We start from the raw sequence: 20,770 nt of genomic DNA, 5'->3' as shown, positions 1-20,770 counted from the left end.
GACCCGCGATCACACCCCCTTGGGGTGCCAGACCGTCTTGGTCTCCAGCAGCGTGGTCATCCGGGTGATGCCCGGGTCGGCGGTCCAGTCGTGGTCCGCCGGGGCGGGACGCAGCACCCGCTTGAGGTTCTGCGCCGCCTTGACCTCCAGCTCGGCCGCCAGCTCGGCGTCGGTCACACCGCTCAGGTCGAGGGCGTTGACGTCCATGTGCGCGGCCAGCGTCGGCACCGTCTCGGTGATCTTCCCGGTGAGCAGGTTGACCACCCCGCCGGGCAGGTCGGACGTGGCCAGCACCTCGGCCAGGGTCACCGCCGCGAGGGGCTGCGTCGGCGAGGTCGCCACCACCACCGTGTTGCCGGTGACGATCGCCGGGGCGATCACGCTGACCAGGCCGAGCAGCGCCGGCGTCTCGGGGGCCACCACGGCCACCACGCCGGTCGGCTCGGGCGCGGACAGGTTGAAGTACGGGCCGGCGACCGGGTTGGCCCCGCCGTACACCTGGGAGAGCTTGTCGGACCAGCCGGCGTACCAGACCCAGCGGTCGACCGCCGCGTCGACCTCGTCGCCCGGCACGCCCAGCGCGATGAACTGCTCGCGCCGGCCCTCCAGCATCTCGGCGACCCGGTAGAGGATCTGACCCCGGTTGTACGCGGTCGCCCCGGCCCACCCCTTCACGGCGGCGCGGGCGGCGAGCACCGCGTCCCGGGCGTCCTTCCGAGACGCCAATGACACGTTCGCGTCCTGCACGAGATACGACCGCCCCGACTCGCTGCGTGGGAACTTTCCGCCGATGAAGAGCTTGTACGTCTTGCGTACCGCGACCCGCTCAGACATTGAGGTAGCCCTCCAGCCCGTGCCGGCCGCCCTCGCGACCGTAGCCCGACTCCTTGTAGCCGCCGAATGGCGCGGTGGGGTCGAACTTGTTGAACGTGTTGGCCCAGACCACGCCGGCGCGGAGCCGGTCGGCCGTCCAGAGGATCCGGGAGCCCTTGTCGGTCCAGATCCCGGCCGACAGCCCGTACGGCGTGTTGTTGGCCTTCTCGACGGCCTCGGCCGGGGTGCGGAAGGTCAGCACGGACAGCACCGGCCCGAAGATCTCCTCGCGGGCGATCCGGTGCGCCTGGGTGACCCCGGTGAAGATGGTCGGCGCGAACCAGAAGCCCCGCTCGGGCAGCTCGCACGGCGGCGACCAGCGCTCGGCGCCCTCGGCCGACCCGGCGTCGGAGAGCTCGCGGATCCGCTCCAGCTGGGCGGCGGAGTTGATCGCGCCGATGTCGGTGTTCTTGTCCAGCGGGTCGCCGACGCGCAGCTGGGCCATCCGGCGCTTCAGCGACTCCAGCACCCGGTCGGCGACGTTCTCCTGCACGAGCAGCCGGGAACCGGCGCAGCAGACGTGCCCCTGGTTGAAGAAGATGCCGTTGACGATTCCCTCGACCGCCTGGTCGACCGGGGCGTCGTCGAAGACGATGTTGGCGGCCTTGCCGCCCAGCTCCAGGGTGAGCTTCTTGCGGGTGCCGGCGACCGAGCGGGCGATCGCCCGGCCGACCTCGGTCGAGCCGGTGAAGGCGACCTTGTCCACGCCGGGGTGCTCGACCAGCGCCCGGCCGGTCTCGCCGGCGCCGGTGACGATGTTGACCACGCCGGCCGGCAGCTCGGCCTGCTGGCAGATCTCGGCGAAGAGCAGCGCGGTCAGCGGGGTGGTCTCAGCCGGCTTGAGCACCACCGTGTTGCCCGCCGCAAGGGCGGGGGCGATCTTCCAGGCCAGCATCAGCAGCGGGAAGTTCCACGGGATGACCTGCGCCGCGACACCAAGAGGCTGCGGCTCCGGCCCGCCGTGCTGGCTCGTCGGCCGCCGGCCGAACCCGGCGTACTCCAGCTTGTCGGCCCAGCCGGCGTAGTAGAAGAAGTGCGCGGCGACCAGGGGCAGGTCGACGTCGCGGGACTCCTTGATCGGCTTGCCGTTGTCCAGCGACTCCAGCACGGCCAGCTCGCGGGAGCGCTCCTGGATGATCCGGGCGATCCGGAACAGGTACTTGGCCCGGTCCCGGCCCGGCATCGGGCCCCAGACCTTCTCGTACGCGGCCCGGGCGGCGCGGACCGCACGGTCCACGTCCTGGGCGCCGGCCTCGGCGACCTCGGCGAGGACCTCCTCGGAGGCCGGGTTGATCGACTTGAAGGTGCCCCCGTCGGTCGGGTCGACGAACTCGCCGTCGACGAAGAGCCCGTAGGAGGCTTTCAGGTCCACCACCGAGCGGGACTCGGGGGCGGGAGCGTATTCGAACATCACTCTCAGTCCAGGGTGAAGTAGTCGGGACCGGAGTAGACGCCGGTCGTCAGCTTGGTGCGCTGCATGAGCAGGTCGTTCAGCAGGCTGGAGGCGCCGAAGCGGAACCAGTCCGGGTCGAGCCAGTCCGCGCCGACGGTCTCGTTGACCATGACCAGGTACTTGATGGCGTCCTTGGTGGTCTTGATGCCGCCCGCCGGCTTCACGCCGACCTGCCGCCCGGTGGCGGCGCGGAAGTCGCGGACCGCCTCCAGCATCACCAGCGTCACCGGCAGGGTGGCCGCGATCGGGACCTTGCCGGTGGAGGTCTTGATGAAGTCGCCGCCGCCCAGCATGGCCAGCCAGGAGGCCCGCCGCACGTTGTCGTAGGTGGCCAGCTCGCCGGTCTCCAGGATGACCTTGAGGTGGGCGTCCCCGCAGGCTTCCTTGGTGGCCACGATCTCGTCGTAGACCTCCTTGTACCGCCCGGCCAGGAACGCGCCCCGGTTGATCACCATGTCGATCTCGTCGGCGCCGGCCGCGACGGCGGCCCGGGTGTCGGCCAGCTTGATCTCCAGCGGCGCCTGGCCGGAGGGGAAGGCGGTCGCCACGCTGGCCAGGTGCACGCCGGATCCCCGCAGCACCTCGGCCACGTACGGGACCATCGCCGGGTAGACGCAGACCGCGCCGACGTGCGGGCAGCTCGGATCGGCCGGGTCGGGGCGCAGCGCCTTGGCCGCGAGCGCCCGCACCTTGCCGGGGGTGTCCGCGCCTTCCAGGGTGGTCAGGTCGACCATCCGGATGGCCAGGTCGATCGCCTGGGCCTTGGCGGTGGTCTTGATGGAGCGGGTGCCGAGCTGTGCCGCCCGCTGCTCCGCGCCGACCTGGTCCACGCCGGGCAGGCCGTGCAGGAAGGTCCGCAGAGCGGTCTCGGATCGTCCCAGCTCGGAGAGGTCCGACCGGGCCGACGTCGCTGTCGCCGTCATGCCCCGAATACTACGCATCCTGGGGGGCAGTGATCATGGTCACGCCGGCTCCGCGGCTCCGCCGTACGTGAGCGGGGTCGCTGGTCACCCCGCACCCGCAGTGCGGGGGCGGGCGGACCGGTAGGTTGAGCGATCGTGGACGTACACGTCATTGACCACCCGCTCGCCCAGTCCCGGCTGACCGCCATGCGGGACGCCCGCACCGACTCGTCGTCGTTCCGGGCCGCGCTGCACGAACTCACCACCATGCTGGTGTACGAGGCCGCGCGCACCTTCCCGGTCGAGAAGTACCCGGTGCAGACCCCGGTCACCGGCACCGAGGGCACCCGGCTGGCCAACCCGCCGCTGCTGGTGCCGGTGCTGCGGGCCGGTCTGGGCATGGCCGACGCCGCGCTCGGGCTGCTGCCGGAGTCCTCGATGGGCTTCGTCGGCCTGGCCCGCGACGAGCAGACGTACGAGCCGCGCGCGTACATGGAGTCGCTGCCGCGCGACCTGACCGGCCTGCCGGTGCTGGTGCTCGACCCGATGCTGGCCACCGGCGGCTCGCTGGAGCACTGCTGCCGGCTGCTCGCCGACCGGGGCTGCACCGACATCACCGTGCTCTGCGTGCTCGCCGCGCCGGTCGGCATCGCCCGGCTGGAGCAGTCCGGCCTGCCGCTGCGCCTGGTCACCGCGTCGATCGACGAGGGGCTCAACGACAACATGTTCATCGTGCCGGGGCTCGGCGACGCCGGGGACCGGCAGTTCGGCGGCATGCCCCGGTTCTGAGCCGGTCACGGCCGGCGGGACGGATCTCGGCGGGTCGGCGCGCGGGCGAGCGCCCAACCGCTACCGTCTCGGGCCATGACTGGTGTTGCGCTCGCCGAAGAGCTGCTGCTGCTGGCGTACGACGACGAGACGGGCCGGGCAACCATGCCCCGGATCAGCCTCGACCTGGGGATGGCCGCCGCCGTCCTGGTCGAACTGGCCCTGGCCGGGCGGATCGCGTACGCCGACGGGTCCCTGACGGTGACCGACCCGACGCCGGTCGGCGAGCCGATCATCGACGGGGTGCTCGGCCGGATGGCGGCCGACACCCCGCACAGCCCGTCCTCCTGGGTGCAGCGGCTGCGGCACGGCCTGCGCGACCGGATCCTCGGTGACCTGGTCGCCCGGGGCGTGGTCCGGGACGTCGAGGAGACCGAGCTGGACTTCATCGTGGTGCACCGCTACCCGGTGGCGGACGCCTCGGTGGAGGACGACAGCCGGCAGCGGCTGGCCGAGGCGCTCGCCGGCGGGCAGGTTCCCGACGAGCGGACCGCCGCGCTGGCCACCCTGGTCGCGGTGCTGCGGATGGAGCCGGCGCTCGGCCTGAGCGGCGACGCCGCCGTCGACGCCCGCCGCCGCCTGGAGGAGATCGCCGGCGGCGCCGGCTTCTCCGGCAACGTCAGCCTCGACGACTCGGTCGTCCGCCCCTCCGTCGGCCTGGTGGTCGCCGCCCTCGCCCAGGCCGTCGACCAGGCCCTCGGCAAACGCCCCTGACCCCCCGCCCCGCCGGTTCCCGCCCCGCCGGTTCCCGCCCCGCCGCCGTTGATCATGAAGTTAGCGGTGCCGGAAAACGCTCTCCTCGCCGCCAACTTCATGATCGACACGTCGGTGCGGGGGTTAGAGGCCGAGGGCTGCTGCGATCTCGGTGCGGAGGGTGGTTACCGCCGTGTGGGCGCGGGTGCGGGCCGCGGGGACGTCGCCGTCGACGACCGCCTCCACCACCTCCAGGTACGCCTTGAGCTTCGGCTCGGTGCCGGAGGGGCGGATCACCACCCGGGCGGCGTCGGTCCGCAGGATCACCACGTCGGAGGCGGGGAGCAGGTCCTCCGCCTCGCTGACCGGCTGCCCGAGCAGGGTGGTCGGGGTTGCCGCCCGGATCCGGGCCATCGCGGTGGCGATCTCCCGCAGGTCGTCGACCCGGACCGAGAGCTGGTCGGTGTGGTGCACGCCGAACTCGGCGGCCAGCTCGTCCAGCCGGTCGGTCAGCGTCCGGCCCTGCGCCTTGAGACCGGCGGCCAGCTCGGCGACGGTCAGCGCGGCGGTGATGCCGTCCTTGTCGCGGACGTGCTCCGGGGCGACGCAGTAGCCCAGCGCCTCCTCGTACCCGAACACCAGCGGGTGCGCCCCGCCACCGGCCCGGACGATCCACTTGAACCCGGTCAGCGTCTCGTCGTACGGCAGGCCCCGCGCCCCGCACATCGCCCGCAGCAGCGAGGACGAGACGATCGTGGTGGCGTACAGGCCCTTGACGCCGCGCCGCATCAGGTGATCGGCGAGCAGGGCGCCCACCTCGTCGCCGCGCAGCATCCGCCAGCCCGTCCCACCGTCGCGGACCACCACCGCGCACCGGTCCGCGTCCGGGTCGTTGGCGATCGCGATGTCGGCGCCGGTCGAGTCGGCGAGCGCGACCAGCCGGTCCACCGCGCCCGGCTCCTCGGGGTTGGGGAAGTTCACGGTCGGGAAGGCCGGGTCCGGCTCGGCCTGCTCCGGCACCACTCCGGGCACCGGGAAGCCGGCGTGGGCGAAGGCGGCGGTCAGCACCGCCGCGCCGACCCCGTGCAGCGGCGTGTACGCCACGGCCAGGTCCCGCGGGCCGTCCGGCGAGACGACCTCGGCGGCCCGCTGGACGTACGACGCCACCAGGTCGTCGCCGAGCACCTGACCGGCCGGGCCGAGCGGCACCTCCGCCAGCGGGCCGACCGCCCGGATGGCGGATTCGATCCCCGCGTCGGCCGGCGGCACGATCTGCGCCCCCGCGCCGAGCGCCTGACCGAGCTGGGCGCCGAGGTAGACCTTGTAGCCGTTGTCCTGCGGCGGGTTGTGGCTGGCGGTGACCATCACCCCGGCGACCGCGTCGAGGTGCCGGACCGCGTACGCCAGCACCGGGGTGGGCAGCGGCCGGGGCAGCAGCAGCGCCGGCCGACCCGCGCCGGTGGCCACCTGGGCGGTGCGCTCGGCGAACTCCCGCGAACCGTGCCGGGCGTCGTACCCGATCACCAGCGGACCCTCGCCGCCCTGGGCGGTGAGCCAGCCGACCAGCCCGGCCGCGGCCTGGGTGACCACGGCGAGGTTCATGCCGTTGGGGCCGGCGCGCAGCGGGCCGCGCAGCCCGGCGGTGCCGAAGGTCAGCGGCCCGGCGAACCGGTCGGCCAGCTCCGGCGCGCTCGCCGGCAGCCGGTCGAGCACCGCGCGGAGCTCGTCCCGACTGGCCGGGTCGGGATCGTCGTCGAGCCAACGCCGGGCCCGGTCGCGAATGTCGTCAAGGTCAGTGGTTTCCGCCGCCATTGCCTATGGATAGCACGGCGGCGGATCACCACGGCCCGGTGGCCTCGACTCAGCCGGCCGCCGTGAGCTGGAACGACTTCACCATCTCGTCGAAGATCGGCTTGCTCTCGGCGAACTTGGCGTCGGTGGCGGAGAGGTAGAACGAGTAGACCTTGCCGTCGTGGACGACGCCCCGCCACACGCCGTGCCGCTTGGCCTCACCGTCGCCGCAGGTGTACTCCAGCTCGGCGGCCGGCTGCCCAGCCAGCTCCGGCTCGGTCATCGCGACCTGCTCGTACGGCTTCACGCAGGACTTGGAGCGGGTGCGCAGGCCGGTCTCGGCCACCTCCGCCCAGCGTGCCGGCGTGCCGTTCCACTTCTCCGCGAGGATCCGGACCTTCCGGCCGCTGTCCTGCGGGTCGACGTAGTCCACCCAGTCGCCGGCGCTCTTGCGCTCCCAACCCTTGGGCACCAGCACCCGAACGCCCTTGCCGCTGTGCTCCTGCATCTGCGGCAGCGACCCGGCCCCGGCGGGCGCGCTTGGCTGGACCTGCGCCGGCGTACGGGGCTCCTCGTCGCCGCCGCCGAACATCACGATCATGCCGATCAGCAGCACCACCGCCAGGCCGCCGGCCGCCGCGAGCTGGAGCTTGCGGGGCCAGCCGTGCACCGTGGCGACCAGCTTGCCGCCGGTGCCTCTGACCTTGTCGAGCCCGCCACCGCCGGTGGCCCCGGCCGGCGCGGTGGTCGGTGAGGTCCACGGCTGGCCGGTGCCCGGCACCGACCACTGGCCCCCGCCGTAGACCGGCTGGGTGGCCTCCGGCGCGCCGCCGTACACCGGCTGGGTCGCGTCGGGGTGGCCGCCGATGCGCTGGGTGGCGTCGGCGCGCCCGCCGCCGATCCGCTGGGTCGCGTCCGGGTGTCCGGTTCTGAACCGCTGGGTGGCCTCCGGCGCCCCGCCGTACATGGCGCCCGGCGGGCGGCCCGCCGAGGGCATCGCGCCGGTCGGGGTGTGCAGCGGGCCGGCCAGCGCGTCGGCGCTGGTGTCGTCGAGCCCGGCGGCGGACCCGGCCGGGCTCGGCCGCTCGCCCCGGCGCAGCGCGGCCAGCCGGTCGGTCAGCGACTCGCCGGGAGCCAGCATGGCCCGGCCGCCGATCTGTCCGCTGGGCTTCGGCTCGGGCTCGGCCGCCGGGGGCGGCGTCGACGGGCGCTGCACCGGGACCACCGCGTACGGGTCGGTGACCGAGTTGACCGCGGTGGCGGTGCTGGTCAGCGGCCCGGCGAGCAGCTCGCGGAGCATCGCCCGAGCGGTGTGCACGTCGAGGCGGCGGCCCGGGTCCTTCTCCAGCAGGCCCATCAGCACCCGGGTCAGCGGCCCGCTGCGCTGCGGCGTGGCGGGCGGGTCCTCGACCACGGCGTGCATGGTCTCGATCGGGTCGCCCTTGTCGAACGGCGGCCGGCCCTCCACGGCGGTGTAGAGGGTCACGCCGAGGGAGAACAGGTCGCTCGGCGGGCCGAACTCCTGGCCCATGGCCCGCTCGGGGGAGATGAAGTGCGGCGAGCCGAGCACCATCCCGGGGGTGGTGAGCTGGACGTCGGTGGGCATCCGGGCCACCCCGAAGTCGGTCAGCACGCAGCGGCCGTCGGTGCAGATCAGCACGTTGGCCGGCTTGACGTCGCGGTGCAGCACACCGTTGGCGTGCGCCACCTCCAGCGCGCCGAGCAGCGCGATGCCGATCTTGGCGACCGCGCGGGGGGCGACCGGCCCGTCCTCGATCACCATGTCGGCGAGGCTGCGCGCGTCCAGCAGCTCCATCACGATCCACGGCCGGCCACCCTCGGTGACCACGTCGTACACCTGGACCACGGCCGGGTGCTGGATGGCCGCGGCGGCGCGGGCCTCGCGCAGGGTGCGCTCGTACATCGAGTCCCGGTCGCTGGGGGCCAGCCCCGGGGGCAGGACGACCTCCTTGACCGCCACGTCGCGCCGCAGCAGCGTGTCGGTGGCACGCCAGACCGTGCCCATGCCGCCGTTGCCCACCGCGGACCGCAGCGAGTAGCGGCCACCGATGATCGTGCCGGGTGCCGCGCGTCCGTTGGGAGGACTGACCGGTCCGCCGCTCCACGTCGGGATCTGAGTCACAGAAAAGCCACCGGGGGATATCGAGGGGGCTGGGACACAACCCCCCTATCTTGCTGGTTCCGACGCCCGATGCGAAACCCGACGCGGCGCACCTTTGCTTACCGGACCGTACGTGCCCGAGTGCTCACCTGCCGTCGACCGGGGTGTGCGCTATCCCTCACCCATCGACACGCTCGCGCGTCCTACCATCCGGTGATGAGCGAACGGCGGTCCAGCGAGTCCGGTTTCCCCATCAAGGGCGTCTACACGGCGGCCGACCTCCCCGAGGAGCTGGAGACCCGGCTGGGCGGCCCGGGGGAGTATCCGTACACCCGTGGGGTCTACCCCACCATGTACACGTCCCGCCCGTGGACCATGCGGCAGTACGCCGGCTTCGGCACCGCCACCGAGTCCAACGCCCGCTACCACCAGCTGCTGCGGGCCGGCACGATGGGGCTGTCGGTCGCCTTCGACCTGCCCACCCAGATGGGCTACGACTCCGACGACCCGATCGCGCACGGCGAGGTCGGCAAGGTCGGGGTGGCCATCGACTCGATCGATGACATGCGGATGCTCTTCGACGGCATCCCGCTGGACAAGGTCTCCACCTCGATGACCATCAACGCGCCGGGCTCGGTGCTGCTGCTGCTCTACCAGCTCGTCGCCGAGGAGACCGGGGTCGCCGGCTCCGCCCTCAACGGCACCATCCAGAACGACATCCTCAAGGAGTACATCGCCCGGGGGACGTACATCTTCCCGCCGAAGCCCTCGCTGCGGCTGGTGGCCGACACGTTCGGCTACTGCCGCAAGGAGGTGCCGAAGTGGAACACCATCTCCATCTCCGGCTACCACATGGCCGAGGCCGGCGCGACGCCCGCGCAGGAGATCGCGTTCACCCTGGCCAACGGCGTCGAGTACGTCCGCGCCGCGCTGGAGGCCGGGCTGGCCGTGGACGACTTCGCGCCCCGGCTGTCGTTCTTCTTCGTCGCCCGCACGACGCTGCTGGAGGAGGTGGCGAAGTTCCGCGCCGCCCGGCGGATCTGGGCCCGGCTGATGCGCGACGACTTCGGCGCCAAGGACCCGAAGTCGATGATGCTGCGCTTCCACACCCAGACCGCCGGCGTGCAGCTCACCGCCCAGCAGCCCGAGGTCAACCTGGTCCGGGTCGCGGTGCAGGGGCTGGGCGCGGTGCTCGGCGGGACCCAGTCGCTGCACACCAACAGCTTCGACGAGGCGATCGCGCTGCCCACCGAGAAGGCGGCCCGGCTGGCGCTGCGTACCCAGCAGGTGCTGGCGTACGAGACGGACCTGACCGCCACCGTGGACCCGTTCGCCGGGTCGTACGTGGTGGAGGCGATGACCGCCGAGATCGAGGCGGCGGCGGTGGAGCTGATGGACCGGGTGGCCGACCACGGCTCGGCGGTGGACGCGATCGAGGCGGGTTTCCAGAAGCGCGAGATCGAGCAGTCCGCGTACCGGATCGCCCAGGAGATCGACTCGGGCGAGCGGGTGGTGGTCGGCCTCAACCGCTTCACCGTCGACGAGGAGGAGCCGTACGAGCCGCTGCGGGTGGACCCGACGATCGAGGCGGCCCAGGCGTCTCGGCTGGCGAAGCTGCGCGCCGAGCGGGACAACGGCGCGGTCGAGCGGGCCCTGGCGGAGCTGCGCGCCGCGGCCGAGGGCACCGAGAACGTGCTCTACCCGATGAAGGACGCGCTGCGGGCTCGGGCCACGGTCGGCGAGGTCTGCGGGACGCTGCGCCAGGTCTGGGGGAGGTACCAGCCCAGCGACCGCTTCTGACCAGCGTGTGAACGGCGGCCTCCGCCGGTGCCCCCGGGTGCCGGCCGGGGGCCGCCGTCGTCTGCGGTCGGGGTCGACAGGGGTCGTCAGGGGTGCCTCGCCGGAGCTACGGTCGGTGCAGGTACCCGGTGCGGCACGGAGTTCCTCGAGGCTCCCGTGGGCGCCCGGGCAGCGTGGCCTTCCGGGCGGGGCGTGTGCCGCGTGGGTTCCTGGGTAACCCGGACGGGTGAACGGGACGGACAGCGTGTCCGGCCGCGCGCAGGACGACCGTGTCACCGTCGGGAGTCGCCTGGTCGCCGGCTGTCGTCGGTTAATTGTCCGAGCGGCAGTTAATTGCGGCGACTAATGCGACAATTCGGAACGACGGCCCCGGATCGACGCCGATTTCGCGACCGCCCAATCGGTTACGCGTTGTAGGAGGTGTGGGGCAGATGACGGCGTTCGAACGCGATCTACCTGCTGTCCCGCAGATATTCGAGCCCTCTCACCAGGGCTTACGTGACGCTGTGCGGTCCGATCACTACCGTAACGAGGTTGCCCAGCGTCACCGTCGGAGGTCTAGGCTGTCTGCTGTCCTCCCCGACGATCCGTCCATTCCTAGTGATCGAGAATTCGACGTGACGAGTGCGTTGACACTGCCGAACGGCAGCCAGCTGGCGTCGTCCTGGCCGGAGGCGCCATCCGGGTCCCAGCCCCTGCCCCACGAGCTCGACCATCTGCTCGCCCTGCGGGTACCCGGCCTCATCGCCACCCGTCGCCACATCCACTCCCACCCGGAGCTTTCCGGCGAGGAGTTCGAGACGGCGGCGCTGATCGCGCGGGAGCTCTCCCTGGCCGGTCTGCACCCGCGGCTGCTGCCCAAGGGCAACGGCGTCATCTGCGACATCGACGGCCGCCCCGACGGGCCGGTCATCGCGCTGCGCGCCGACATCGACGCGCTGCCGCTGACCGATGTCAAGGACGTGTCGTACAGGTCCACGGTGGAGGGCGTCTGCCACGCCTGCGGCCACGACGTGCACACCACGGTGATGCTCGGCGTCGGCATGTTGCTGGCCCAGCTCGCCGACGCGGGCCAGCTCGACGGCCGGGTGCGGCTGATCTTCCAGCCCGCCGAGGAGATCCTGCCCTGCGGTTCGCTGGAGGTCATCGAGGCCGGCGGCCTGGAGGACGTGGTCCAGATCTTCGCCGTGCACTGCGACCCCAACCTGCCGGTGGGCAAGGTCGGCCTGCGGGTCGGCCCGATCACCGCCGCCGCCGACAACGTCACCGTGCGGCTCACCGGCCCGGGCGGGCACACCGCCCGGCCGCACCTGACGGTCGACCTGGTCGACGCGCTCGGCCGGCTGGTCACCGAGGTGCCGGCGTTGGTCAGTCGGCGGGTGCCGGCCAACAGCGGGCTGCTGCTGGTGTTCGGCCACGCCTCGGCCGGCACCCGGTACAACGTCATCCCGTCCGAGGCGTGCGCCTCGGGCACCCTGCGGGTGATGGACCGCGACACCTGGGAGCTGGCTCCCAAGATCGTCGCTCAGGTGGTCCGGGACGTCATCGCGCCCACCGGCGCCACGGTCGACCTGGAATACCTGCGCGGCCGTCCGCCGGTGAGCAACGACGCCCGCGCCATCGGGGTCCTCACCGCCGCCACCGCCGCGGCGCTCGGCCCCGAGGGGATCGCCGAGACGCCGCAGAGCATGGGCGGCGAGGACTTCTCCTGGTACCTGGAGTACGTCCCCGGCGCGTTGGCCCGCCTCGGCGTCGGCCGGTCCGGGCCCAACGTGGACCTGCACCGGGCGTCGTTCGACGTCGACGAGCGGGCCATCCCCGCCGGGGTGCGTCTCATGGTCCAGACCGCGCTGCGGGCACTGGCGGCGGTGCGGTAGGCACCGGCGGACGCGGCGCGCCGACCGGCGTGGTGGGCGGCGCCGGTGGCGCGGGCCGCCCGCGACGCCGCCGGCGCAGCACCGCCAGGAACACCACCAGGGGTACGCCGAACGCCAGCAGCCAGGGCAGCACCGCCCCGAGCACGGTCAGCAGGATGGTCATCGAGGCCACGAAGACCTTCCAGCCGCCGCGTAGCCCGACCATGAAGCCCGTCTCGGTCTCCTCCTCGGCCGTGGAGGCGTCCATCCCGACGAACGTCACCGTGATCGTGGAGAGCGCGGTCAGGTCGGCCAGCCGGCGCTTCTTCGCCTCCAGCGAGGCGAGGTCGGCCTCCCGCCGGGACACCTCGTCCTCCAGCGACACCAGCTCCGGGATCGAGGTGGCCCGGGACAGCAGCTTGCGGGCACTGTCCACCCGGGCCCGCTGGGTGGCGATCCGGGCGTCCAGGTCCACCGTCTCCTCGGTGACGTCCTGCGTCTTCACCTCCCGGCGCTGCTGCCGGCCGTACGTCGCCAGTTCATCGATGAGCGCGGTGAACTTCGCCGCCGGCACCCGCAGCTCCAGCTCGGCCTCGGCGTCGGCGGCCACGCTGCGCCGGTTGTCGCCGCCGACGAACCCGCCGGCCGCGACCACCGCGGCGACCGCGCGACGGGCGGCGCCCTCGACGTCGTCCACCTGCACCCGCATCGTTCCGGTGTAGATGATCGATCGCTGGTCCACCCGCAGGTCCGGCGCGCCCGCGCCGGCCTTGCCCGGCTGGGCCTCACCCGCCGGCGCTCCGCCGGCCGGGGCCTCGGCCGCCGAGTCACCGGCCGAGGTCGAGCGGTCCGCCGCTCCGCAACCGGCCAGCAGCAGCGCCGCCAGCCCCAGCGCCGCCAGGGCCCTGCCCGGGCGTCGGGTCGTCTGTCTGTCCATCCCCGCTCCGTCCTCTGACTACCCCGGTCCCGGGGCGATAGCTCGGACGCGACGCGACACCGCGCCGGTTCCGGCAGACTGCGCTGAGGACGTCACGATTCGATAATCGAGGAGTCACGTATGCAACTCACCAAGTACGCCCACTCCTGCCTCCGGCTGGAGCACGACGGGGGAGTGCTCGTCGTCGACCCCGGGGTGCTCAGCGAGCCGGCGGCGCTGGACGGGGTGGACGCGGTGCTGATCACCCACGAGCATCCGGACCACGTGGACGCCGAGGCGCTGACCCGGGCGCTGGAGCGCCGCCCGTTCACCGTCCACGGCCCGGCCTCGCTCGCCGGCGTCCTGGGTGACGCCGCGGCGGCGCTGACTGTGGTCGCCCCCGGGGAGACGTTCACCGCCGCCGGCGTGGCGGTCCGCGCCCACGGCGGCCGGCACGCCGTCATCCACCCCGACATCCCGGTCGTGGAGAACATCGGGTACCTGTTCAACGACGTCGTCTACCACCCGGGGGACGCGCTGTTCGTGCCGGACGACGTGCAGGTGGACACCCTCTTCGCGCCGATCCACGCGCCCTGGTCGAAGTTCTCCGAGGTGGTCGACTTCATCCGGGCGGTCGCGCCGCGCCGCGCGTACGCCCTGCACGACGGGCTGCTCAACGACAACGGGTTCGCCGTGCTCGACCGGCAGTACACGGCCCTGTCCGGGACGGACTACCGGCGGCTGGAACCGGGCACCCGGATCGACGCCTGAAGCCGTGCCCGCGCTCCCCTCCGACCTGGTCCAGCGGCTCTACCGCACGCCCCCGGACCGGTTCGTCGCCGCCCGGGACGCCGCCGTCGCCGAGGCCCGCCGGGCCGGGGACGCCGCCGGCGCCCGCCAGATCGCCCGGCTCAAGCGCCCCACCGTGGCGGCCTGGCTGGTCAACCTGCTCGCCCTCGAACGCCCCGAGCTGGTCGCCGACCTGGGCCAGCTCGCCGACGCGTTGCGCACCGCCCAGCGGGACCTGAAGGGGCCGAAGCTGCGCGAACTCTCCGCCCAGCGGCGCGCGGTCGTCGCCGCGCTGGTCGCCGAGGTGCGCCGGATCGCGGCCCGCACCCCGGACGCCCCGTCGGTCGGGAAGCTGCCGCTGGGCGAGGTGGAGGCCACCCTCAACGCGGCGCTCGCCGATGCCGAGGTGGCCGAGCAGGTCCGTGCCGGCACCCTGCTGCGGGCCGTCCACTACGCCGGCTTCGGCGAGGTGCCCCGGCCGCAGCTGCGGCTGGTCACCGGCGGGGCGGAGGAGCCGCCTCGGGCACCGGACCGGGCGGCGGAGCGGGCCGGGGAGCGTCGGGCGCGCGACGAGCGGGCGGCGGAGCGGGCCGCCCGGGCCGAGCGCGCGAACCGGCGCCGGGCGCTGGAACGGGAGCTGGCGTCGGCGCGTACCGAACAGGGGCGGGCGGAGAAGGAGCTGGACGGCGCGGCGGCGGCCGAGCGGGACGGCGGCGCCGCGCTCGAGGAGATCGAGGTCGAACTGGCCGAACTGGAGCGTCGTCGGGCCGCCGCCGAGCAGGAGCTGAGCCGGTCCAAACTGGCCCGCCGGGCCGCCGAACGGTCGCTCACCGCCGCGCGTCGCCGCACCGGTGAGGTGGAGGCGGCGATCGAGGCGCTGGACGCCGAAGAGGAGGATGTCGCCACCGGCGACGGCGAGGCACACTGAGCACGATGGATGCGTGCAGCGGGCGGTCGGGATGACGCCGGAACAGGTGGCAGCCGCCAGCAAGCCCGCCGTGCTCGAACTGGGCGAGCTGTTCAGCCGCTGCCCGGGGACGCTGCGCCGGGCGCGGCTGCTGGGCATCTCCGGCTGGGCCTTCTACATCACCGGGCGGGCCGGCGCGCTCGGCGACGTCCGCGCGGAGACCGTCGCCGCCGCGGTCGGCTTCATCGCCCCGGACGCGGTCGCCGACGGCTGGGACGCCGCCGCCCGGGTGGTCCGTCCGTTGGAGGTGGCCAACGCCAACCTCGCCGAGTGCTGCCGCTGGGGCGCCCAGCACCTGGACGACCTGCCCGGGATGCCCCGGCTGGCCGTGCTGCTGGAGCGGGTGGTCGCCGCCGCGGACGCCACCGGGATGCCGCTCTTCGCCGCCTGGCGGGCGATGCCGGTGCCGCAGCACGCCGCCGGCGCCCGCGCGGCGGTGGCGCTGCTGCTGCTCCGCGAGCACTTCACCGGGGCGTACCTGCTGGCGGTGCGGGCGGCCGGGATGACCCCGCTGGAGGCGGTGCTCGCCGGGCCGGAGGGCGAGGCCGGTGCGTCGGCCTGCGGCTGGTCGCCGCCGTACCCGCCGGTCGGTCCGCTGGTGCGGCGGCGGCTCTGGGCCGAGACGATGACCGACCGGTTGACCTCCACCGCCTTCCGCACCCTGCGCCCCGGGGAGGGCCCGGAGCTGGTGGAGCTGCTCACCGCCACCCGGGCCCTGCTGGCCGGCACCCCGGCGCGCTGACCGCCGCCGGTCTCTGGGCCTCGGACGGGCGGTCGACCCCGGGCCGGGGGTCGACTCCGTTTGCGGCGGGTGGGGGTGTCGTGCGAGTCGGACACCCCGACACGCCGCAAAGCGAGTGGATCACGGCGGTGAAAAAACCGGCGGCGTCGGACCCGCCCGCCCTGCCAGGATCGCGCCGTGACGCTTCCCGCCGGTTGGACCCCCCGCCGCCCCACCCTCGACGACGTTCCCGCCATCCTCGCCGTGGTGCACGCCGCCGACACCTTCGCCGTCGGTTACCCGGACTTCGACGCCGAGGACGTCCGGGCCGCGCTGACCGCCCCCTTCTTCGACCCCGCCCGCGACTCCTGGCTGGTCACCGACCCCGACGGGACGGTCGTCGCCTGGACGGCGGTGGACAACCCGACCGGGGTGGGCCGCGACTTCGTCGAGGTCTACGTCGACCCGGAGCGCGGCGCGGACCTGCGCGCCCCGCTGCTGGCCCGGATGCTCGACCGGGTCGCCGAGCGGGCCGCCGAGCGGGAGCTGCCCGCGCTGACCGTCCGGTCCACCGTCTTCCCGCCGGAGACCCGTTGGGCGGCGGAGCTGGCCGACGCCGGCTTCACCCGGATCAAGCGGTACGTGCGGATGACCCGCTCGCTGGCCGGGCTCCCCGCCGAGCCGCCGCCCCCGCCCGGGGTGACCGTCCGCCCGCTGCGCGCCGACGACGAGGCGGACCTGCGCCTCTTTCACCGGATCTTCGACACCGCCTTCCGGGACACCCCGGACTACGAGCCGGTCGGCTTCGACCGCTGGCGGGAGCAGATCCCGGCGTCCGGCAAGGTCTGGGACGAGTGGTTCGTGGCCGAGGTCCACGGCGAGCCGGCCGGCGCGCTGCAATCCTCCGACCAGGCACTGGATCAGGACATGGGCTGGGTCCGCACGCTGTCGGTGCTGCCCGCGTACCGGCGGCGCGGGGTGGGGGCGGCGCTGCTGTGGCGGGCCTTCACGGTCTACGCCTCCAAGGGCCGCGCCGCCGCCGGGCTCGGCGTGGACCTGACCAACCCGACCGCCCCGGTGACCCTCTACCGCTCGGTGGGGCTGGCCGAGGTGCGCTGGACCGACATGTACGAGCGGATCGTCCCCGCCGCCGGTGTGTGATGGGCTACGCCGCCCGGGGCCGGCGGTGACGGTCCGTGGCGTCGGGAGCAGACTGGAGGCGTGCGATACGCGCTACGCCGACGCGGTGCCGGTGGGGCGGGACCGCAGCTCGGTGACGTAGTCGTCCGGCGCGCCCGCCTTCTCGGCCGCGTTCGCGATCTCCGACAGGTACCAGGAGGTCGGCAGGCCGCCCTCGTACCCGTCGAAGACGTAGACCCACGCGGTGACGTCGCCGTCCAGGGTCGAGACGCGGACGTGCAGCTTGCGGTACGTGCCGGCGGTCACGCCCTCGATCTCGTCGAGCTGCGCGGCGTCGTACGGGTGGATGTCGTACAGCGCCACGAAGACCCGGTCGCCCGGGGACTCGACGACGGTGCTGACGGAGCCCTCCCAGCCGATCACGTCCTCGCCCGCGAAGGTCAGCCGCCAGCCCTCCAGCCAGCCGGTGCCCACCATCGGCGAATGCGGACAGTAGGCGCGCATCCGGGCGGGGTCCAGGTTTGAGCCGTAGGCGGCGTAGTGACGCACGGCGATGACGATAGCCCGGCGGGCGGGTGGGGGAGAATACGACGGTGCGTGTCGGACACGTTCGGGAGAAGAAAGTCACTGTGAACATCGACGAGGGGCGTGCGCTGTGAGCCGGATCGTGATCATCGGCGGGGGACCGGCCGGCTACGAGGCGGCGCTGGTCGCCGCGCAACTGGACGCCGACGTCACCGTCGTGGAGGCCGAGGGGGCCGGCGGCGCCTGCGTGCTCTCCGACTGTGTCCCGTCGAAGACGTTCATCGCCAGCTCCCAGGTGGTCACCGGCTACCGGGACACCGAGGAGTTCGGGGTGCACTCCGACGGGCTGGAGGCGGTCACCGTCGACGCCCGCGCGGTCCACGAGCGGGTCAAGCGGCTCGCCCTGGCCCAGTCCGACGACATCCACACCAAGCTGGTCAAGGCCGGGGTGACCTTCGTGGCCGGGACCGCCCGGCTGGGCGAGGACACGCTCGGTCACACCCACCGGGTGATCGTCACCCCGGCCGACGGCGGCGACGAGCAGTCGATCGCCGCGTCGACCGTCCTGGTCGCCACCGGCGCCACTCCGCGCCAGCTGCCCACCGCCGTGCCCGACGGCGAGCGGATCCTGACCTGGCGGCAGGTGTACGACCTGTCCGAGCTGCCCGAGCACCTGATCGTGGTCGGCTCCGGCGTCACCGGCGCCGAGTTCGCCAGCGCCTACCTGGCGATGGGCGTCCAGGTCACCCTCGTCTCCAGCCGGGACCGGGTGATGCCGCACGAGGACGCCGACGCGGCGATGGCCATCGAGCGGGTGTTCCGCAACCGGGGCATGAGCATCCTCAACAACTCCCGGGCGGACGCGGTCCGCCGCACCGACGACGGCGTCGAGGTGCAGCTCTCCGACGGCCGGCTCGTGTCCGGCTCGCACGCGCTGATCGCCGTCGGCTCGATCCCCAACACCGCCGACCTGGGGCTGGCGGAGTACGGCGTCGAGTTGGCCCGGGGCGGTTACGTCACCGTCGACCGGGTCTCGCGCACCAACGTCCCCGGCATCTACGCGGCCGGCGACTGCACGGGAGTGCTGCCGCTGGCCAGCGTCGCCGCGATGCAGGGTCGGATCGCGATGTGGCACGCGCTCGGCGAGGCGGTCCGGCCGCTGCGGCTGCGTACCGTGGCGGCGAACGTCTTCACCGACCCGGAGTTGGCCACGGTCGGCGTCTCCCAGGACGAGGTGGACGCCGGCAAGGTGCCCGCTCGCCAGGTGATGCTGCCGCTGTCGGGCAACGCCCGGGCGAAGATGGACGACCTGGCCGACGGCTTCGTGAAGCTGTTCTGCCGCCCGGCCAGCGGCCAGGTGGTCGGCGGCGTCGTGGTGGCGCCCAAGGCGAGCGAGCTGATCCTGCCGATCACCATGGCGGTGGAGAACAACCTCACCGTCAACGAGCTGGCCCAGACCATCACGATCTACCCGTCGCTGTCCGGGTCGATCACCGAGGCCGCCCGCCAGCTCATGCTCCACGAGCTGGAGTGAGTCCCGGGTCGCCGGGCCGGCCCGCCGGCCCGGCGCTCCCCGGTCCCCGGCCATCCCGGCGGACCAGGGCGGTGGCGACGACCGCGAGCAGCCCCACCTCGACCAGGATCAGCAGCCGCTCGGCGAGCCCGATCAGCAGCCGGTCGCCCGGATAGGCCGACCAGATCATGGCCCCGGCGAGCGCGAGGCTGACCAGTGCCAGGGCGCGCAGCCAGCGCGCGGTCCCGGGCAGCTCGTCCCGCCGGGCGAGCAGCCAGCCGCCCACCGGCAGCGCCACGAACGTCACCACGGACGCGTACCGGTGCAGGTAGGCGGCGGCGTCCATGGGCAGGCCGGGCTCGTTCGTGGGCACCACCGCGGCCAGCAGCAGCCCGCCGGCCGCGGCGGCGAGCGGCAGCTCGCCGACGGTCCGGGACCGGCGGACGCGACGCAGGGCGGGGACCAGCACGGCGGCGGCGACCGCGAGCGCCACCATCGCCACGTCGATCACGCCGCCCCGGTCGGACACGGCGAAGTCGCTGACGGTCAGCGACCAGGGGTTCAGGTCGTCGTTCACCTCCAGGTGGCCGATGACGGTGAGCAACGCCGCCAGGGCGATCGCGCCGAGGGCCACCAGGCCGAGGTTCCGGGTCGTGGGCATGCCGCAAGCCTGTCGCCGGAGCGACCCGAAACGGATCGGGGACGCCCACCGAGATCGCGGCCCGGGTCCACCCCTAGTGCGGTGCCGGTGGGCGACGGCCCGCCGGTGGGGAGGGCCACCCCACCGCTGAACGCTAGGGACTTGATGACACCAACGACTCACGCCGCGCGATCCGTTGACGTCATCAGATCGGTAGCGCCGGAAGGGGTGCCCTCGTCGTGCCGGGCGCCGGGTCGTGCCGGGCGTCGGGTCGGGACGGGCGTCGGGTCGTGCCGGGCGTCGGGTGGTGCCGGGCGCCGGGTCGTGCCGGGCATCGGGTCGGGACGGGCGTCGGGTCGTGCCGGGCATCGCGCCGTGACGGGCGCCGGTCGTGCCGGGAAGCGCGCCTTGACGGGCGCCGGGTCGTGCCGGGAAGCGCGCCTTGACGGACGCGCATGGTGACGGGCGCCGCGCCGTGACGGACGCCGAGGGGCGGGCGTCAGTCGACGGGTACCTCGCCGCGGGTGCGGGCACCGACCAGCGTCATCGCCCAACCCGCCGCCGCGAACCCGGCCGCCGCCGCGGCCGCGATCAGCGCCAGCCGCCAGGCCGACTCGGTCAGCGCCGTGCCGCCGAGGTGGCCGACCAGGCCGCCGTAGGCCGCCCAACCGGTCGCCGCGGCGCCCTCGTAGAAGAGGAAGAGCCGGTAGGGGTACCGGCTGCGGCCGGCGGAGAAGCAGGCCGCCATCCGGCCGCCGGGCACGAACCGGCACAGCAGGATGACCAGCGGACCTGGCTGGCGCAGCCCCTGGGTCACCCGGCCGGCCATCCGGCGGGCCCGGCTCGGCTCGGCGTGCCGGGGCGCGCGCCGGTCGGGGGCGCTGCGGCCGAGCAGGTAGCAGGCCAGGTCACCGGCGAAGACGCCGAGCGCGCCGACGCCGATGGTCACCGGCAGGCTGAGCCCGCCGTAGACGGTCAGCGCGCCGCTGGTGATCATTATGACCTGGGTCGGGATGACCGGTACGAACGCGTCGGCGATCAGCAGGCCGAGCAGCACGACGTACGCCCACGTCGGCGAGGCGACGTCAGTGAGAAGTTCGAGCACGACTGCCACCTCGCCGGTCAAGGCCGATCAGATTCCCCGAGCCTGACGGCGTGTCCGCCGTCACCGGGGACAGGCCCGGCCGGCGGTGACGGTGGACACGACAGGGCCACTTGGGTACAACGACGTAGTTCGGTCG

Annotated in this window: 18 protein-coding genes; 9 read left to right on the top strand and 9 right to left on the bottom strand. The window is 73.7% G+C overall.

The genetic code is table 11. The features are described 5' to 3' along the window. Nucleotides 1-9 precede the first annotated feature (9 nt). Genes V6U89_RS06260 through deoC form a run of 3 tightly spaced genes read right to left on the bottom strand, consistent with a single transcriptional unit; the run spans nt 10 to nt 3,249 of the window. The gene (locus tag V6U89_RS06260; RefSeq protein ID WP_334569680.1) at nt 10-834 is read right to left on the bottom strand and encodes an aldehyde dehydrogenase family protein; all 825 of its coding nucleotides are present in this window, start codon (nt 832-834) and stop codon (nt 10-12) included. Further along, nucleotides 827-2,284, bottom strand: coding sequence for an aldehyde dehydrogenase family protein (locus tag V6U89_RS06255; protein ID WP_334569679.1), 1,458 nt, complete (start codon nt 2,282-2,284; stop codon nt 827-829). The genes V6U89_RS06260 and V6U89_RS06255 overlap by 8 nt, the downstream gene beginning before the upstream one ends. A 5-nt stretch (nt 2,285-2,289) precedes the next feature. Further along, a complete protein-coding gene (deoC, locus tag V6U89_RS06250; protein ID WP_334569677.1) occupies nt 2,290-3,249 on the bottom strand; it encodes a deoxyribose-phosphate aldolase in 960 nt (319 codons plus the stop codon). A 135-nt stretch (nt 3,250-3,384) separates the two neighbouring features. Here deoC and upp point away from each other — a divergent pair, with 135 nt between their 5' ends. Beyond that, entirely contained in the window at nt 3,385-4,017 is a 633-nt protein-coding gene (gene upp, locus V6U89_RS06245) for a uracil phosphoribosyltransferase (protein ID WP_154939640.1), read from the top strand. A 75-nt stretch (nt 4,018-4,092) separates the two neighbouring features. Continuing rightward, on the top strand, nt 4,093-4,770 hold the full coding sequence (locus V6U89_RS06240; RefSeq protein WP_334569675.1) for a GOLPH3/VPS74 family protein: 678 nt from the start codon (nt 4,093-4,095) through the stop codon (nt 4,768-4,770). A gap of 123 nt (nt 4,771-4,893) precedes the next feature. Here V6U89_RS06240 and V6U89_RS06235 read toward each other — a convergent pair whose 3' ends face one another. Both V6U89_RS06235 and V6U89_RS06230 read right to left on the bottom strand, forming a co-directional pair. After that, complete coding sequence (locus V6U89_RS06235) at nt 4,894-6,561, bottom strand: phospho-sugar mutase (RefSeq protein WP_334569674.1); 1,668 nt, start codon at nt 6,559-6,561, stop codon at nt 4,894-4,896. 49 nt (nt 6,562-6,610) lie between these two features. Next, complete coding sequence (locus tag V6U89_RS06230) at nt 6,611-8,683, bottom strand: serine/threonine-protein kinase (RefSeq protein ID WP_334569673.1); 2,073 nt, start codon at nt 8,681-8,683, stop codon at nt 6,611-6,613. Between the two features lie 195 nt (nt 8,684-8,878). On the opposite strand from V6U89_RS06230, the gene V6U89_RS06225 reads away from it, so the two are divergent. Together V6U89_RS06225 and V6U89_RS06220 are read left to right on the top strand one after the other, a co-directional pair. Beyond that, nucleotides 8,879-10,462, top strand: coding sequence for an acyl-CoA mutase large subunit family protein (locus tag V6U89_RS06225; RefSeq protein ID WP_334569671.1), 1,584 nt, complete (start codon nt 8,879-8,881; stop codon nt 10,460-10,462). A 617-nt stretch (nt 10,463-11,079) separates the two neighbouring features. Beyond that, nucleotides 11,080-12,339 carry an amidohydrolase gene (locus V6U89_RS06220; RefSeq protein ID WP_334569670.1) on the top strand — a complete coding sequence of 420 codons (1,260 nt, stop codon included), beginning with the start codon at nt 11,080-11,082 and terminating at the stop codon, nt 12,337-12,339. Here the strand turns inward: V6U89_RS06220 and V6U89_RS06215 are convergent. Beyond that, complete coding sequence (locus V6U89_RS06215; protein WP_334569669.1) at nt 12,296-13,255, bottom strand: DUF4349 domain-containing protein; 960 nt, start codon at nt 13,253-13,255, stop codon at nt 12,296-12,298. The genes V6U89_RS06220 and V6U89_RS06215 overlap by 44 nt on opposite strands. 120 nt (nt 13,256-13,375) lie before the next feature. Here V6U89_RS06215 and V6U89_RS06210 point away from each other — a divergent pair, with 120 nt between their 5' ends. From V6U89_RS06210 to V6U89_RS06195, 4 genes are all read left to right on the top strand, one after another. Further along, the gene (locus V6U89_RS06210) at nt 13,376-14,005 is read left to right on the top strand and encodes an MBL fold metallo-hydrolase (RefSeq protein WP_334569668.1); all 630 of its coding nucleotides are present in this window, start codon (nt 13,376-13,378) and stop codon (nt 14,003-14,005) included. Between the two features lie 4 nt (nt 14,006-14,009). Next, nucleotides 14,010-14,951, top strand: coding sequence for a hypothetical protein (locus tag V6U89_RS06205; protein ID WP_334569667.1), 942 nt, complete (start codon nt 14,010-14,012; stop codon nt 14,949-14,951). Between the two features lie 31 nt (nt 14,952-14,982). Next, nucleotides 14,983-15,732, top strand: a complete 750-nt coding sequence (locus tag V6U89_RS06200) for an SCO6745 family protein (RefSeq protein WP_334569837.1) — start codon at nt 14,983-14,985, stop codon at nt 15,730-15,732. A gap of 177 nt (nt 15,733-15,909) precedes the next feature. Then, the gene (locus V6U89_RS06195) at nt 15,910-16,872 is read left to right on the top strand and encodes a GNAT family N-acetyltransferase (protein ID WP_334569666.1); all 963 of its coding nucleotides are present in this window, start codon (nt 15,910-15,912) and stop codon (nt 16,870-16,872) included. Nucleotides 16,873-16,944: 72 nt separating this feature from the next. Here V6U89_RS06195 and V6U89_RS06190 read toward each other — a convergent pair whose 3' ends face one another. Further along, nucleotides 16,945-17,400 carry a gamma-glutamylcyclotransferase gene (locus V6U89_RS06190; RefSeq protein ID WP_154939618.1) on the bottom strand — a complete coding sequence of 152 codons (456 nt, stop codon included), beginning with the start codon at nt 17,398-17,400 and terminating at the stop codon, nt 16,945-16,947. Nucleotides 17,401-17,506: 106 nt separating this feature from the next. On the opposite strand from V6U89_RS06190, the gene V6U89_RS06185 reads away from it, so the two are divergent. Further along, nucleotides 17,507-18,910 (top strand): NAD(P)H-quinone dehydrogenase, encoded by a 1,404-nt coding sequence (locus V6U89_RS06185; RefSeq protein WP_334569665.1) that lies wholly within the window; start codon nt 17,507-17,509, stop codon nt 18,908-18,910. Here the strand turns inward: V6U89_RS06185 and V6U89_RS06180 are convergent. After that, complete coding sequence (locus V6U89_RS06180; protein WP_334569664.1) at nt 18,888-19,550, bottom strand: DUF998 domain-containing protein; 663 nt, start codon at nt 19,548-19,550, stop codon at nt 18,888-18,890. The two genes, V6U89_RS06185 and V6U89_RS06180, sit on opposite strands and share 23 nt — an antisense overlap. A gap of 478 nt (nt 19,551-20,028) precedes the next feature. Beyond that, a complete protein-coding gene (locus tag V6U89_RS06175) occupies nt 20,029-20,634 on the bottom strand; it encodes a DedA family protein (RefSeq protein WP_334569663.1) in 606 nt (201 codons plus the stop codon). Between the last annotated feature and the right edge of the window lie 136 nt (nt 20,635-20,770).

Source organism: Micromonospora sp. CPCC 206171 (genome assembly GCF_036906755.1).
Classification (GTDB): Bacteria; Actinomycetota; Actinomycetes; order Mycobacteriales; family Micromonosporaceae; genus Micromonospora; species Micromonospora purpureochromogenes.
This window is presented reverse-complemented; position numbering and strand designations above follow the sequence as displayed.

Coding starts and splice junctions, on each gene's coding strand:
- V6U89_RS06260 (WP_334569680.1), bottom strand. CDS start 834: ATGTCTGAGCGGGTCGCGGTACGCAAGACGTACAAGCTCTTCATCGGC.
- V6U89_RS06255 (WP_334569679.1), bottom strand. CDS start 2,284: ATGTTCGAATACGCTCCCGCCCCCGAGTCCCGCTCGGTGGTGGACCTG.
- deoC (WP_334569677.1), bottom strand. CDS start 3,249: ATGACGGCGACAGCGACGTCGGCCCGGTCGGACCTCTCCGAGCTGGGA.
- V6U89_RS06240 (WP_334569675.1), top strand. CDS start 4,093: ATGACTGGTGTTGCGCTCGCCGAAGAGCTGCTGCTGCTGGCGTACGAC.
- V6U89_RS06235 (WP_334569674.1), bottom strand. CDS start 6,561: ATGGCGGCGGAAACCACTGACCTTGACGACATTCGCGACCGGGCCCGG.
- V6U89_RS06225 (WP_334569671.1), top strand. CDS start 8,879: ATGAGCGAACGGCGGTCCAGCGAGTCCGGTTTCCCCATCAAGGGCGTC.
- V6U89_RS06215 (WP_334569669.1), bottom strand. CDS start 13,255: ATGGACAGACAGACGACCCGACGCCCGGGCAGGGCCCTGGCGGCGCTG.
- V6U89_RS06210 (WP_334569668.1), top strand. CDS start 13,376: ATGCAACTCACCAAGTACGCCCACTCCTGCCTCCGGCTGGAGCACGAC.
- V6U89_RS06200 (WP_334569837.1), top strand. CDS start 14,983: ATGACGCCGGAACAGGTGGCAGCCGCCAGCAAGCCCGCCGTGCTCGAA.
- V6U89_RS06180 (WP_334569664.1), bottom strand. CDS start 19,550: ATGCCCACGACCCGGAACCTCGGCCTGGTGGCCCTCGGCGCGATCGCC.